Annotated in this window: 14 protein-coding genes; 11 read left to right on the top strand and 3 right to left on the bottom strand. The window is 71.8% G+C overall.

Features of this window, described 5'->3' with window-relative positions; all coding sequences use genetic code 11:
• The first annotated feature begins 3 nt into the window (after window positions 1–3).
• Window positions 4–561 (top strand): telomere-protecting terminal protein Tpg, encoded by a 558-nt coding sequence (gene tpg, locus CXR04_RS00435; RefSeq protein ID WP_101419919.1) that lies wholly within the window; start codon window positions 4–6, stop codon window positions 559–561.
• A 43-nt stretch (window positions 562–604) separates the two neighbouring features.
• Here the strand turns inward: tpg and CXR04_RS00430 are convergent, their stop codons facing one another.
• Window positions 605–1,072, bottom strand: coding sequence for a MarR family winged helix-turn-helix transcriptional regulator (locus tag CXR04_RS00430; protein ID WP_101419918.1), 468 nt, complete (start codon window positions 1,070–1,072; stop codon window positions 605–607).
• Window positions 1,073–1,367: 295 nt separating this feature from the next.
• Here CXR04_RS00430 and CXR04_RS00425 point away from each other — a divergent pair, with 295 nt between their 5' ends.
• From CXR04_RS00425 to CXR04_RS00390, 8 genes are all read left to right on the top strand, one after another.
• The gene (locus CXR04_RS00425) at window positions 1,368–2,024 is read left to right on the top strand and encodes a hydrolase (RefSeq protein ID WP_101419917.1); all 657 of its coding nucleotides are present in this window, start codon (window positions 1,368–1,370) and stop codon (window positions 2,022–2,024) included.
• Window positions 2,025–2,220: 196 nt separating this feature from the next.
• Window positions 2,221–2,529 carry a GNAT family N-acetyltransferase gene (locus tag CXR04_RS00420; protein WP_101426121.1) on the top strand — a complete coding sequence of 103 codons (309 nt, stop codon included), beginning with the start codon at window positions 2,221–2,223 and terminating at the stop codon, window positions 2,527–2,529.
• 29 nt (window positions 2,530–2,558) lie between these two features.
• Window positions 2,559–2,981 (top strand): (4Fe-4S)-binding protein, encoded by a 423-nt coding sequence (locus CXR04_RS00415; RefSeq protein WP_101419916.1) that lies wholly within the window; start codon window positions 2,559–2,561, stop codon window positions 2,979–2,981.
• A gap of 48 nt (window positions 2,982–3,029) precedes the next feature.
• On the top strand, window positions 3,030–3,950 hold the full coding sequence (locus CXR04_RS00410) for an NADP-dependent oxidoreductase (protein ID WP_101419915.1): 921 nt from the start codon (window positions 3,030–3,032) through the stop codon (window positions 3,948–3,950).
• A 131-nt stretch (window positions 3,951–4,081) separates the two neighbouring features.
• Entirely contained in the window at window positions 4,082–4,735 is a 654-nt protein-coding gene (locus CXR04_RS00405) for an NAD(P)H-binding protein (protein WP_101419914.1), read from the top strand.
• 30 nt (window positions 4,736–4,765) lie between these two features.
• Window positions 4,766–6,064, top strand: a complete 1,299-nt coding sequence (locus tag CXR04_RS00400) for a glutaminase (protein WP_101419913.1) — start codon at window positions 4,766–4,768, stop codon at window positions 6,062–6,064.
• 97 nt (window positions 6,065–6,161) lie between these two features.
• Complete coding sequence (locus CXR04_RS00395) at window positions 6,162–6,734, top strand: TetR/AcrR family transcriptional regulator (protein ID WP_101419912.1); 573 nt, start codon at window positions 6,162–6,164, stop codon at window positions 6,732–6,734.
• A gap of 41 nt (window positions 6,735–6,775) precedes the next feature.
• On the top strand, window positions 6,776–7,960 hold the full coding sequence (locus CXR04_RS00390; protein WP_101419911.1) for a GDSL-type esterase/lipase family protein: 1,185 nt from the start codon (window positions 6,776–6,778) through the stop codon (window positions 7,958–7,960).
• Between the two features lie 30 nt (window positions 7,961–7,990).
• Here CXR04_RS00390 and CXR04_RS00385 read toward each other — a convergent pair whose 3' ends face one another.
• Both CXR04_RS00385 and CXR04_RS00380 read right to left on the bottom strand, forming a co-directional pair.
• On the bottom strand, window positions 7,991–10,012 hold the full coding sequence (locus tag CXR04_RS00385) for a hypothetical protein (RefSeq protein ID WP_159072235.1): 2,022 nt from the start codon (window positions 10,010–10,012) through the stop codon (window positions 7,991–7,993).
• A gap of 171 nt (window positions 10,013–10,183) precedes the next feature.
• Entirely contained in the window at window positions 10,184–11,200 is a 1,017-nt protein-coding gene (locus CXR04_RS00380) for an acetylxylan esterase (RefSeq protein ID WP_442802342.1), read from the bottom strand.
• Between the two features lie 218 nt (window positions 11,201–11,418).
• Here CXR04_RS00380 and CXR04_RS00375 point away from each other — a divergent pair, with 218 nt between their 5' ends.
• Window positions 11,419–12,486 (top strand): LacI family DNA-binding transcriptional regulator, encoded by a 1,068-nt coding sequence (locus CXR04_RS00375; protein WP_101419908.1) that lies wholly within the window; start codon window positions 11,419–11,421, stop codon window positions 12,484–12,486.
• A complete protein-coding gene (locus CXR04_RS00370) occupies window positions 12,483–14,084 on the top strand; it encodes an FAD-dependent oxidoreductase (protein WP_199850356.1) in 1,602 nt (533 codons plus the stop codon). Before CXR04_RS00375 ends, CXR04_RS00370 begins: the two co-directional genes overlap by 4 nt.
• Window positions 14,085–14,086: the final 2 nt, after the last annotated feature.

The following is a 14,086-nucleotide window of genomic DNA, read 5'->3' as shown; positions in this document are numbered from 1 at the left end:
GCGGTGGCGACGATCGGCGAGTCACTCGAAGCGGCGCTGCAGGCCACCGCGACCCGCCCCATCCCGGTGAGCCCGCAGGCGCGGATGCGGTTCCTGGTACGCGCCGAGCGGGGCTCCACCCGCCGCGCCGCGCAACGCCTCGGCTGCTCCCGGCGCCAGGTCGAGCGCTACCTCGCAGGGCAGGCCAAACGCCCCACCCCGCGCCTGGCCGCGGCCCTGGAACGCGAGGTCCGTAAAAGCTGGCAGCCCCGCGTACGGGCCCGCGCCGTCCGGCAGGCCGCCCAGCGCGGCGTCATCGTGGAGACCCGCGCCCGCTTCGGCTTCACCGCCGCCCCCGGCTCCACCGACGACCCCCGCATGCGCCGCATCACCGAACAGCTCCCCCCGGACATCACCGCACGGCTCCTCGCCCAGCACGCCGCGGGCGCCGACGAGACCGAACTGCGCGACCTCCTCGGCGCCGGCCTGGGTCACGCCTACTTCCAGGACCGCGGCCGCCGCGCGGCGGGCCTGGAGGTGACGGTCACCGACATCGACCACCTCGACGTCGACCTGAGCTGAGCGCTTCCTCCACGTCCCCGGCGGCAGCCCGCTGTCCGGTCCGTCAGTCGGGCTGCTTCTCCATGTGCGCGAGCACGCGGTCCGAGATCCGGGCGAGCGCGGCGAGTTCCTCCTGCGTGAGGGCGTTGATGAACAGCCGGCGGACGTGTGCGACGTGGAGCGGCGCGGCTTCCTCGATCGCCTCGTAGCCGGCCGGGGTGGCCACGACGAACGCTCCGCGCCCGTCGTCGGGACAGTCTTCCTTGGTCACCAGGCCGCGTTTCATCATCCGCCCGACCTGGTGGGACATCCGGCTCTTCTCCCACTCCACCAGCTTCGTCAGGTCCATGAAGCGCATCCGCCCCTCGTCGCTCTCGGTGAGCTTGACCAGCACGATGTAGTCGGAGGCAGACATGCCGGAGTCGGCCTGGACCCGGCGGGAGAGCCGTCCGATGAGCTTCTCCTGCATCCGGATGAAACTCTCCCAGGCGGCGGTCTGCTCCGAGGTCAGCCAGCGAGGCGTTGCGTCCATGGGGGGAGCGTAACGAGGTCGCCGACGGGTCTTCTATCCGGCGGACATGGCCGATGTCGAATCAATGCCCAGAACATCCGGGACGCCGCGAGCGTCGGCACCCTGCGGTTCGCCACCGCAACGTCGACGCCCGGGCGAGGGTCGGCAAGTCGACGCCCCGGGCGTCTAGTTGACGCCTCAACGATCATTCCTTAACGTAGATGATGCGTCAACCAAATGCTGCGGCGAGGTCACCATCCGGTCGGCCCCTGCTGCCTTACGTCCGCGAACGCACAGTTCCAGAAGGGGACTCCCCATGAGCACCGAGAACAAGGCCGGACTCGACGCGCTGCTGACGCCCGAGGAGAGCGTCCTCGCGCTGATCGACCACCAGCCGTTCCAGTTCGCCAACCTGAACAGCCACGAGCCGACGATGGTCGTCAACAACGTCGTCGGACTCGCCAAGGCCGCGAAGGTGTTCGACGTCCCGACCATTCTGACGACCGTGCTGGAGGAGCGCGGGGGCCTCCTCATCCAGGGCGTGCAGGACGTGTTCCCCGAGCAGAAGCCGATCAACAGGACCTTCATCAACACCTGGCAGGACCAGCGCGTCGTGGACGCCGTCAAGGCGACCGGACGCAAGAAGCTGATCATCGCCGGCCTCTGGACGGAGATCTGTGTGGCGATGCCTGCCATACAGGCGGCGGGCGAGGGCTTCGAGGTCTTCGCCGTCACCGACGCCTCGGGTGGCGTCTCGAAGGAGGCGCACGACATGGCCGTGCAGCGCATGGTCCAGGCGGGCGTGGTGCCGATCACCTGGCTGGCGGTGATGGGCGAGTGGCAGCGCGACTGGGCCCGGGAGAAGACCATTGCGGGTGTCGCCGAGGTCCAGGCGCAGCACGGCGGCGCCAGCGGTGTGGCCTTCGCCTGGGAGATGCAGCTTCTCGCCACGCCCGCCGGAAGCGACGCCTGACGTAACGGATCGAGGCGGATCGTCGTGTCCCCGCCGGGGGCGTCCTCCGGACAGCTCTCCTTCTCCTGCGCGGAGGCTGTCGCCGCCGCGTGGCGGAGCCGGTCGGCGTTACACTCGCTCCTGCTGCAAGTTGATGCATCAACAGGATGGGTTCTGCGGGGAGCACGGTCCGCGCGGAAGGTACATGGAGGAACACGTGTCAGTGGAAGTGAGTGACGCTCCCGAGGCCAACCGGTACGAGGCCCGGGTCGACGGGGAGTCCAAGGCCGCGGGCGTCGCGGTCTACATCCGTACGCCGGAACTCATCGCGTTCGTACACACCGAGGTCTCGCCGGAGTACGAGGGCAAGGGCGTCGGCGGGGCGCTGGCCCGCGCCTCCCTCGACGAGGCGCGCGCCGCCGGCCTGCGGGTGCTGGCCACCTGCCCGTTCTACGCGGGGTGGATCGCCCGGCACCCCGAGTACAAGGACCTGCTGTATCAGTCCCGCAGCAGAGTCAGCGACTGAACACCGGGCATGGCGGAAACGGAGGCGGCATGAGCAGCAAGACCCAGAAGAAGTCCTACGAGGGCAAGTCGATCACCGTGACCTTCGAGGCCGGGCGCTGCCTGCACGCCGCCGAGTGCGTCCACGGTCTGCCGGAGGTCTTCGACCCGGACGCGCGGCCGTGGATCCGGCCGGACGGCGCCGAGGCCGAGCGCCTGGCCGAAGTGGTGCGGCGCTGTCCCTCGGGCGCGCTGCAGTACGAACGCGTGGACGGCGAGGCGGAGACCCCGGACCGGCCTACGAACGTCACGCGCAACTCCGTCGGGCAGGTGCTCGTGCGCGGCGAGTTGAGCCTGGACACGGCGGCAGGCCCGCGCGCGGAGACCAGGGCCGTTCTGTGCGGTTGCGGGCAGAGCGGTCTCCAGCCCTACTGCGACCACGCGGGGCCATGCGGTCGGACAGCGTCGGACTGACCCCGCCCGTCCACAGGTAAGTGCCCAGAACGACCAGGAGCCGAGCAGTTGTCCCTCACAGTGCAGTTCTCCGAGTACGGCACCCCTGACGTGCTGCGTGTCGTCGATGTCCCGCCGCCCACCGCGGGCCCCGGACAGGTGCGGCTCGCGGTACGGGCCGCGGGAGTCAATCCGATCGACTGGAAGATCCTGCACGGCGACATGCGCCAGGTGATGCCACTCGACCTCCCCGGCGGGCTCGGATCCGACGTGGCCGGCGTGGTCGACCAGGTGGGCGAAGGCGTGACCGCTTTCCGCGTGGGGGACGAGGTGCTGGGAGGCTCCCTCACCCCGTCCTACGCGCAGTTCGCGCTCGCCGACCCGGCCGCGCTGGTCGCCAGGCCGGCGGCCGTCCCGTGGGAGGTGGCCGGAACCCTGGCCGGCCCTGGCATCACCGCCTGGGCGGTGCTGGACAAGCTCAGGGTCGCCAGGGGCGAGACGCTCCTGGTGCATGCCGCCGCCGGTGGCGTGGGCACGTTCGCCGTGCAGCTCGCCGTCGACCGCGGGGTGCGCGTCATCGGCACCGCGAGCGAGGCCAACCACGACCGGCTCCGCGCCTTCGGAGCGGAGCCGGTCACGTACGGCCCGGGGCTGGTCGACCGCGTACGGGCCCTCTCGCCGCAGGGAGTCGACGCGGTCCTCGACGCCTCCGGCCGCGGTGAGATCCCGGACTCGATCGAACTCGCCGGCGGCCCGGAACGTGTGCTGTCCCTCGTGGCCTTCGACGCGGCCGGGAGCGGAATCCAGCTCCACCAGACCGAGCCCGGAGCGGGCGGGGCCCGAGTGCTCAGGGACGTCGTCGCCCTGATCGAGGCGGGCCGGCTGAGCGTCCCGATCCAGCGGACGTACCCCCTCGGCGAGGCGGCGGACGCGCTGGAGGTCAGCAAGTCGGGGCATCTGGGAGGCAGGCTCGTCGTGCTCCCCGGGTAGGGCGCGACGCCCGGGTCGTCCACTGGGACGTCGTCCAGGACCTCACTCCTCCGGACGCGACCGTCAGCGGCAACCCGATGGTCTGACACCGGGCAGGCACAGTCCGCAGGACCGACATCGACGGAGCATCCATGTCAGACGTTTTCATCATCGGTATCACCGGCGGCGTCGGCCGTCTGCTCGCACAGAAACTGCGCTGGCGAGGAGACTCCGTACGCGGGCTCGTCCGCCGGGACGACCAGCGGGCCGAACTCGCAACACAGGGCGTGGACACACGAGTCGGCGATATCTCCGGCATGACCGTCGACGAGCTGGCGGCGGCGTTCGCCGGCGCCGGCGCGATCGTCTTCAGCGCCGGGTCGAACGGCGGCAGCAGGGAGGTCACGAAGGCCGTCGACGGCGACGGGGTGGCCAAGGCGATCGCGGCGGCACGCCTGGCCGGTGTCGGGCGCTTCGCGCTGGTCTCCGTGCTCCCGGAATCGTGGCGGGAACGGGACCTCGGCGAGGAGGTCGAGTACTACTTCGCCGTGAAGAAGGCAGCGGACATCGCGCTCAGCCGCAGTGAGCTGAACTGGCTCATTCTCCGTCCCTCACTACTTGTCGACGGCCCGGGAGCCGGCGCCGTGTCCCTCGGCCCGGCGGAGTTCCACGGCCAGATCACCCGCGAGGACGTTGCCGCCACCCTGGCCGAACTGCTCCATGAGCCCCGTATCGGCCGGCAGATCCTCGAACTCGACACGGGCTCCACGCCGATCGAAGAGGCGGTCCGCGCGAATGTCCGCTGACGAGCGAGTCTTCCACGCCGAGGAGCACGAATGCGGTCAGTGATTCCCGACTATCTGGCCGAGGCGCTCGGCGACGTCGAGTCGGACTCTTCCGGAGTGCAGGCGGGATACATCCCCGAGCTCGCGGCGGCAGACCCCGAGCGCCTCGGTGCGGCCCTCGCCACCGTCGACGGCAAGGTCTACGGTGCCGGCGACGTCGATGCCGCGTTCACGATCCAGTCGATCTCCAAGCCGTTCGCGTATGCGCTGGCCCTGGCAGATCGCGGCTTCGACCCCGTGCTCGCCAAGGTCGGTGTCGAGCCGTCGGGAGAGGCGTTCAACCAGATCTCCCTCGAAAGCGACACCGGGCGCCCGCTCAATCCCATGATCAACGCCGGGGCGATCACCACCCACGCGCTGGCAGGCTCGGCGGACCTGGACCCGGCAGCGCGCGTGGAGCGCGTGGTCACGGGCCTCTCGGCGTTCGCCGGCCGGCCGCTGAAGATCGACGAGGCAGTGTGCGTATCGGAGATGGAGCACGCGCACCGCAACCTCGCCATCGCCCACATGCTCCGCAGCCACGGCGTCCTCACCGAGGACCCGGACGCCGTCGTCGACGGCTACACCCGCCAGTGCGCCGTGCTCGTCACCGCGCGTGACCTGGCCATGATGGCCGCGACGCTGGCCAACCGCGGGGTGAATCCCCTCTCGGGTGAGCAGGTGGTGCGCGAACCGGTGGTGCGTCAGGTGCTGAGCGTCATGTTCACCTGCGGCATGTACGACGCGGCCGGTGACTGGGCGACCCAGGTCGGCATCCCGGCGAAGAGCGGCGTGGCCGGTGGCCTGATCGGCGCACTCCCCGGCCAGGTCGGCATCGCCACCTTTTCCCCGCGACTTGACCAGCACGGGAACAGCGTGCGCGGGGTGTCGCTGTTCGAGCGCTTCTCCTCCGACATGGGCATGCACGTGATGCAGGTCCCGCCCCCGGCGCGTGCGGTCGTGCGCTCCAACCACGTCGTCGGCAGCGGGCCGAACGCGGTCCGGGTCCTCCAACTGCAGGGCGGGATCGGCTTCTCCGGAGCCGAGAAAGTCGTCCGGGAAGCCGTGGACACGGCACCCGCGGAGGTCGGGGTGGCCCTGGACCTCACGATGGTCTACTCGATCGAGGACGTGGCACGGCGCATGTTGCTGGAGGTCGTGCGCCGGCTCACGCTGGACGGTCACGAGGTCTTCCTCGTCGACCCGGAATCGGTCATGCCGGACCCCGACCCCGGAGACGGCGGCCGCGTCACCGTCGTGGGCAACGTGGACCAAGCCGTGGTTCCGCCGCACAAGACGGCCCAGCGCTAGCAGCCGCACTTCCTGAAGGACGTGCTATTTGCCTAATCAGATTAGGTAGATGCATAATCGACTCTGGAAGGACTCGGAGTCGATTCGGAGGATGGGTATGGCTCGGGCAGGACTGACCACGGAGCGCCTGGTCCGCGCGGGCGCGGATCTCGCCGACGAGATCGGCTTCGAGCAGACGACCCCCGCCGAGCTGGCCCGGCGCTTCGGCGTCAAGACCGCGAGCCTGTACTCGCACGTGAAGAACGCCCACGACCTCAAGACCGGGATCGCGTTGCTGGCCCTGGAGGAACTCGCCGACCAGGTGTCCGCCGCGGTGGCCGGGCGGGCCGGCAAGGACGCCCTGACCGCCTTCGCGAACGTCTACCGCGACTACGCCCTCGCGCACCCGGGCCGCTTCGCCGCCGCCCGGTTCCCGCTCGACCCCGAGACCGCAGCCGCCAGCGCGGGCGTCCGGCACGCCCGGACGACGCGGGCGATCCTGCGCGGATACGACCTGGCAGAACCGCACCAGACGCACGCGGTACGGCTGCTGGGCAGCGTCTTCAGCGGCTACGTCGGCCTGGAAGCCGCCGGCGGCTTCAGCCACAGCACCCCCGACTCGCAGGAGAGCTGGACCGAGATCCTCGACGCGCTCGACGTCCTGCTGCGCACCTGGCCCACCGCCTCCTGACCAGCCCTTCCGGCCGCCCCCTGAGCGAAGAGACCGAGGACATGAACACCGAGCGCACGTGGACCACCACCCCCGTCACCGCCGACCTGCTGCGCGGAGCCGTCGACGTGGAGCACACCGAACGCGGCGTCCTGCCCCACCGGCTGCCCGCGCTCGCCCGCCGGCAGATCCCCGACGGCCAGATGGCGATGGCGGAGTCGGAGCCCTCCGGCGTACGACTGGTCTTCCGCACCCCGGCCACCGCCGTCGAGCTGGACGTCGTGGCCACCAAGCGGGTCTACGTCGGCGCACCGGCACGCCCCGACGGGGTGTACGAGCTGCTCGTCGACGGACGGCTCGCCGGCCGGGCCGGCGTGACGGACGGCGACGTACTCACCATCGACATGGCCGCCGGGACCGCGGAAACCCGGCCCGGGCCGCTGCGGACCGTGCGGTTCACCGGCCTGCCCGGCGACGACAAGGACGTCGAGATCTGGCTGCCACACGACGAGACCACCCGGCTGGTCGCCCTGCGCACCGACGCCCCCGTCCGGACCGCGCCGCCCGACGGCCGCAGGGTCTGGCTGCACCACGGCAGTTCGATCAGCCACGGCTCCAACGCCACCACCCCGACCGGGACCTGGCCCGCCGTGGCCGCGGCCCTGGGCGAGGTGGCGCTGGTGAACCTCGGGTTCGGCGGCGGTGCCCTGCTCGACCCCTTCACCGCCCGCACGATGCGCGACACCCCCGCCGACCTGATCAGCGTCAAGATCGGCATCAATGTCGTCAACGCCGACCTGATGCGGCTGCGCGCCTTCGGCCCGGCCGTCCACGGCTTCCTCGACACCGTCCGCGAGGGTCACCCCACCACGCCTCTCCTGGTCGCCTCCTCGATCTACTGCGCCATCCACGAGAACACCCCCGGGCCCAGCGCCCCGGACGTCGGCGCGATGAGCGAGGGGCGGATGCGGTTCATGAGCACCGGCGACCCCGCGCAGACCGCCGCCGGGAAGCTGACCCTGACCGTGATCCGCGACGAGCTGACCCGCGTCGTCCGGCAGCGCGCCGGCACCGACCCGAATCTGCACTATCTCGACGGTCTCGACCTCTACGGCGAGACCGACTACGCGGAACGGCCGCTGCCGGACGAACTCCACCCGGACCCAGCCACCCACCAGCACATCGGCGAGCGCTTCGCCACCCTCGCCTTCGGCGACGGCGGCCCCTTCGCCCCCGCGCGCCGCTGACCGGCAGGGGACAGGGGTACGCCGCGGGGATCAGCCGACGGGTCCGCCGGCCGTGGTGAAGGTGTGGGAGACCGCGAAGGGTCCGTGGCCGTACGACACGGTGACCCTGTCGCCGTGGCCCGCCTCCACCGCGGTCAGGTCCAGGGTCGCGCGGAACGTCCTCGCGTTCTGCCCGGCCTGCGTGACGGTCAGGGGCACGGCGGCCCGATCGCCCACCCGCACCTCGACCGAGCCCTGGTCGACGGCGGCCGCGTCCAGGTTCAGCGGTGCCGTCAGCTCCACCGTCACCTTCGCGTGACGGGGCACCACGCGGGCGGGGACGCCGCCGCGGGTACGTACCTCGATGCCGGTCTGATCGGCGGCGCGCCAGGCGAGCGAGGCGTTCCAGGCGCTGTTGAACGCCACCCAGCCCTCGGTGTGGCCGATGTTCCCCTGGTCCGGGTTGAAGGGGTAGTGGCCGTTCTTGGGGCTGCCGTCGAGTACGCCGGGCAGATCCTCCAGCAGGCCGGCGCCGCCGCGGTACTCGGAGAACCAGCCGCGTTCCACGCCCTCGAAGCCGGCCGTGCCGCTGGGCGCGTCGTACGAGGCGTGCCGCCCGGTGGGGTTGCGGCCGAAGATGTTGTCGACGTGTGCCGCCGCGATCTCACGCAGCCGGCCGGCCAGCGGGTCGTCGCCGAGCAGTTGGGCCGCGGCGAGTGCCGGCGCGGCGAAGCCGGCCACGTTGCCGGTCTCGTTGGGGTCGTCGGCGCCGCCGCCGGTGAAGGCGGGGATGGTCCAGCGGTCGTCGGAGTAGCGGCGGAAGTCCCAGAGGTTGTCCGAGCGGCTGGTCACGGTCTGCGCCCAGTCGCGGACGAAGTCCTCGATCCCCGCGGGTGCCTGGTCCGGGTACACCTCGGCGAACTGCACCAGACCCGTGATCAGCACGTGCTCGCTCTGCCGCTGCCCCTTGGTGGTCCGCGGGTCGCCGACGTCGAGGTTCCCGATCAGCCAGGCGGCCTGGTCCTGCGCGGCGCGCAGGTAGCGCTCCGCGTCGTCGCGGCCCTCCCGCTGCGCGACCTCGTACATCATCAGGTTCGGCCACACCGAGTGGCCCGGCGCGAGTTCGCCCTTCCCGGTGCCGATCTGGGTGTACGTCTGGAAGAGGTCCCCGGTGTGAGGGGTGAACGCCTGCCAGTAGTAGCGGTCGCGGGCGGTCGCGCCCCAGGAGGCGAAGAGGTGGTCGAGGGCGCGCTCGTAGACGCCGGCCGGTATCCACTCGGCGAGTTGCGGATAGGCGTAGGCGAAGGCCGCGAGCTGCTCCCTCAACTGGGGGTCGTTGACGTCCGCTTCGAGGAGCAGTTCGACGCCCCAGTGGATGAGCCGCACGATCTCCGGCGTGCCGTCGGGAAGCGTCACCGGAAGCCCCTTGTAGACCGCGTCGTCCACGGTGATCTGCTCGAACGCGCTCGGGTTGGCCAGATAGAGGTCGACGAGCGTCTGGATCTCCTTCGAGTACTGGGCCCCGTCCCGCCAGGTCACCGCCTTCATGCACGCGCGGTGGCCGTACTCGTCGCTGATCAGTCCCGGCCCTTCCGCCTTGCGGGTGAAGTCGCCGAAGTAGCAGCGGCTGCCCGACATGAACTCGATGGCCCTGCTGTACGAGACCCGGTCGATCCAGTACGCCCCGACGCCGAACGGCACCGAAGTGCCCGCGCCCGCCGCACCCTTGACGGTGACGACGAAGTCCCCGGTGTCGCGGGGGTCGAACGCGGTGAAGTCCCCGACGCCGTCGGTGACCTCGCCCCGGTACCTGACCTTCCCGGCGGCGTCGGTGACCGTGAACGCCGCCCCGTCCTCGGCCCGTGGGGCGGTGAACCGCTTCGGCTCGCCCAGACCGAACCCGCTCTGGTTCAGCAGCACCGGCTGGTCGGCCCGCGGATCGCCGGGCGCCAGGCCGCTGACAGCGGCCGGCTCGGCCGGCGCCGCGACCGCGGTCGCCGGGAGGGCGCCGAGGCAGAGCACACCGGCGGTGATGAACGCCTGGACCTTCATACGTGCCTCCAACTTGCTCATCTGCAAGGGAAATTCACGATGCGCATGCTTCAGTCATCATGTGCAACGCGTCAACCCCTGCTGCATGTGAAAGTGGAAGCCGGTGTCGTCGTATGCGCCGCCGCACGCGGCCGCCGTCCACGCGGGCGCACCGAACTTGCCCAGCCCCGGGCAGGGGTTCGGGCCGGAGTGCTAGGCCCGTGCCAGGAACCGGCGTTGGGCGGCGAGGAGATCCGCTTCCTCCGCCGCCTCGCCGGGGTGCGGGAAGTGGCCCGCGGTGAGCACGTGCAACTCCTTCGGGCCCGGCAGGGCGTTGTGTACGGCGAACTGCCCCGGCGGCGGGACGGCCGGGTCGAAGAGCGCGGCTCCGACGTGCACCGGGATGCCGATGTGCCGCGCCGCGGTGGCGGCGTCGAAGTACGCCAGCACGTCCGCGACTTCCGGATGCACGGCGTGGTGCTGCCGGACCGGCTCGCCGCTCCCGGTGCACGGCAGCGTCAGCCGCAGCGGGTGGTTGCCGAAACTGGGCACGGTCAGCACGGCGGCCACGAACCGCTCGTCCCACGGCAGCGCCAGCGCCCCGATGCCGCCGCCGAGGCTCGCCCCCGCGTACGTGAGCCGCCGCGCCGACGTGGGTACGAGTTCCGCGAGCGCCGTCGCCGCGCACCAGACGTCGGCGGCGCAGCCCCCGTGCACGTACGACCGCCGGGAGCCGATGCCGTGCAGGACGTGCGCGGCCGCCTCGGACGGCAGGTCCGGCTGGCGGCTGCGTGCCCCCTGCCCGCGCAGGCACGGCCAGATGGCCGCCGTGCCGGGCGGCAGCAGCGCCGGGTCCGGGGCTTCCCGGCCGTCATAGCCGTGCGTGACGACGCAGCCCTGGCGCACCTGCCCGTCCGCGGGCAGCGTCACCCAGCCGCCGATGCGGCGTCCGCCGAGCGAGGTGTACGCGACCTCGTGCACCGCCACCGCTTCCGGCCCGCCGATGGTCTCCGTGCATCTGCCGAGGCGGGGCGCGACCCGCGTGCCGCGGGCCTCGGCGTGCAGAGCGCGCCAGAACTCCCCGAAGCCGGAGGGGGCTTCGGGGGCGGGCACGGCGAGCAGCCGGTCGAGGTCGTAGCCGTGCGTGGGGTCGAAAGGCAGGCCGTGTACGAGGCCGGCCGCCTGCCCGCGCGGGCGGTGGCCGTGACCGCCGCCATCCGTCCGTACCACCCGAGCCTCCAGCCCCGCACCGCCGTTCGCCCCAACGTACCCGGGGTGATCCACGCCGGCGAGGGCGCGGTCCTCAAGTCCGGGAAACCCCCCGGAAATTCGTTCGCCACCGCCTGTTGACGGGGCCATGCCCCGCTCCTATGGTCGCTGCTACGAAACAGCAAGAGGGGCTCAAGTCCTGCTAATTAGCTGCTGATACGTAACAGCAAGGGGTTCCTTTGTCAGTCAAACGCCGTCGCGGGGCACCGACCCAGGCCGACGTCGCCCGCCGTGCGGGCGTGTCGCAGGCGACCGTCTCCGCCGTCGTGAACGGTCGTGCCACCGACCACCGGATACCCGTCGAGACGGAGGAACTGGTCCGCCAGGCCGTCCGCGACCTCGGCTACGCGGCGAATCCCGCCGCCCGCAGCCTCAAGGGCAAGCGCAACCGGATGATCGGGGTGCACACCTTCGAGTCGGTCTTCCCGATCGGCAGCCGCGACTTCTACCACGAGTTCCTGGTCGGAGTGGAGGAGCAGGCCGTCGCCGAGGGCCACGACCTGGTGCTGTTCACCTCCACGGAGGGCCCCGACGGCCAGCGTCAGCTCTACAGCGACGGCTCGAACCGGCTCAACGTCGCCGACGGCAGCGTGCTGCTGGGCGTCGCGCACGATCACTCCGACCTCGCCCGCCTCAGCCGGGAGGGCTACCCCTTCGTCCACATCGGCCGCCGCGACGTCCCGGGCGCCGACATCGCCTGGGTCGGCGCCGACTACGCCGAGGCGACCCGGGACGCCGTCGCCCGGCTGGTCTCGCTGGGCCACCGCCGGGTCGGCTACCTCGGCATCACGCACCGGGTCGAGGCCGTCGTCGACCGCGAGGCCGGCTACCGCGCCGCCTGCGCGGACGCCGGCATCCCGCAGCTACCGGTGCTGATGAACGCCGGGGACCTCACGCAGGAGTGGTTCGACCTGGCCCTGGCGTCCGGGATGACGGCGTTCGTCGCCGAGGACGAGTCGTTCGCCGGCCGCATCGCCGCATTCGCCGCCGCCCGGGACCTGGCGATACCCGCGCAGCTCTCGCTCGTCGTGCTGCGGGGTACGGAGACGGGCCCGTATCCCGGGACCGGCTGGAGCTGCGTGGAAATACCCCGCCGGGAGATCGGCCGCGAGGCCGTGCGGCTGCTCCTGCGGCTGCTCGACACACCGGACGCGCCGCGCGAGGACCAGATCCTGCTGTCCTGCACCCCGCCCGGCGAGGAGACCGTCGCCGCGGCCCCGGCGAGCGCTCCGGAGGCAGAGGCATGACGGAGCTGCGCACCGACATAGCCGTCGTCGGGGGCGGGCTCGGCGGCGTGGCCGCCGCGCTGGCCGCCGCCCGCTCCGGCCACAGGGTCCTGCTCACCGAGGAGTACGACTGGGTCGGGGGCCAGTTGACCGTCCAGGGCACGCCGCCCGACGAGCACCCCTGGATCGAGCAGTTCGGCTGCACCGCGAGTTACCGCCGGCTCCGGGACGGGATCCGCGACTACTACCGGCACTGGTATCCGCTGTCGGCGGCGGCGCGCCGGCAACCGGCCCTCAACCCCGGCGCAGGCCGGGTGAGCGCGCTGTGCGCGGAGCCGAGCGCGGCGCATGCCGTGCTACGGGCCATGCTCGCGCCGTACCGGGCGAGCGGCCTGCTCGACCTGCGGCTCAGGCACCGCCCCGTCGCGGCGAGCACCGACGGCGACGCCGTCACGAGCGTGACGCTGCGCGACCTCGACTCCGGCGACGACGTCACGGTGACCGCCCGGTACTTCCTGGACGCCACGGAGACCGGCGAGCTGCTGCCCCTCACCGGCACCGAGTACGTCACGGGGTTCGAGTCGCAGGCCGACACCGGGGAGCCCAGCGCCCCCGCGGAGCGCGCACCGCTCAACATGCAGGCCGCCTCCTGGTGCTTCGCCGTCGAGCACCGCGCCGGCGAGGACCACACCATCGACAAGCCCGACGACTACGGCTTCTGGCGCGACTACCGCCCCCCGTACTGGCCCGACCGGATGTTCAGCATGGTCGCGCCCAAGCCGCAGACGCTGCGGCCGACGACCCGCGTGCTGATCCCCAACCCCGCGCCGGACGAGCCCGCGCTGCAGGGACTCGCGGGCGACCTCGACCTGTGGGCCTTCCGCCGCGTCCTCGCCCGCTCCTCCTTCGAGGACGGCACGCTCGCCAGTGACGTCGTCATCGTCAACTGGCCGATGATCGACTACGTCGAGGGGCCGCTGTACGAGGTCGAGCCCGCGTCGGCCGCGCGCCACCTGGCCGGCGCGCGGCAGATGAGCCTGTCCTTCCTGTACTGGATGCAGACGGAGATGCCGCGCCCCGACGGGAGCACCGGGCTGCCCGGGCTGCGGCTGCGCGGCGACGTCCTGGGCACGGCGGACGGGCTGTGCATGGGCCCGTACATCCGCGAGTCCCGGCGCATCCGGGCGGTGTACACGGTGACGGAACAGGACGTCTCCCTCGCGGTACGGGGCGATCGCGGGGCGGTCGCGTACGAGGACTCGGCCGGCATCGGCTCGTACCGCATCGACCTGCACCCCTCCACCGGCGGCGACAACTACATCGACGTGGGCTCCTCGCCCTTCAGCATCCCGCTGGGCGCCCTGCTGCCCGAGCGGATGCGCAACCTGCTGCCCGCCGCCAAGAACATCGGCACCACCCACCTCACCAACGGCTGCTACCGGCTGCACCCGGTGGAGTGGAACGCCGGCGAGGCCGCGGGACTGCTCGCCGCGTACTGCCTGCGCCACCGCACCACCCCGCACCAGGTCCGCGCCCAGCCCGCCCGACTCGCGGACTACCAGAGCGCGTTGACCGGCCACGGCGTCGAACTCGCCTGGCCCGACATCCGCGGTTACTGAAC

It is taken from the genome of Streptomyces sp. CMB-StM0423 (genome assembly GCF_002847285.1).
In the GTDB taxonomy this organism is placed as follows: Bacteria; Actinomycetota; Actinomycetes; order Streptomycetales; family Streptomycetaceae; genus Streptomyces.
The sequence above is the reverse complement of the archived record's forward strand: the minus strand, read 5'-3'. Positions and strand labels throughout refer to the sequence as shown.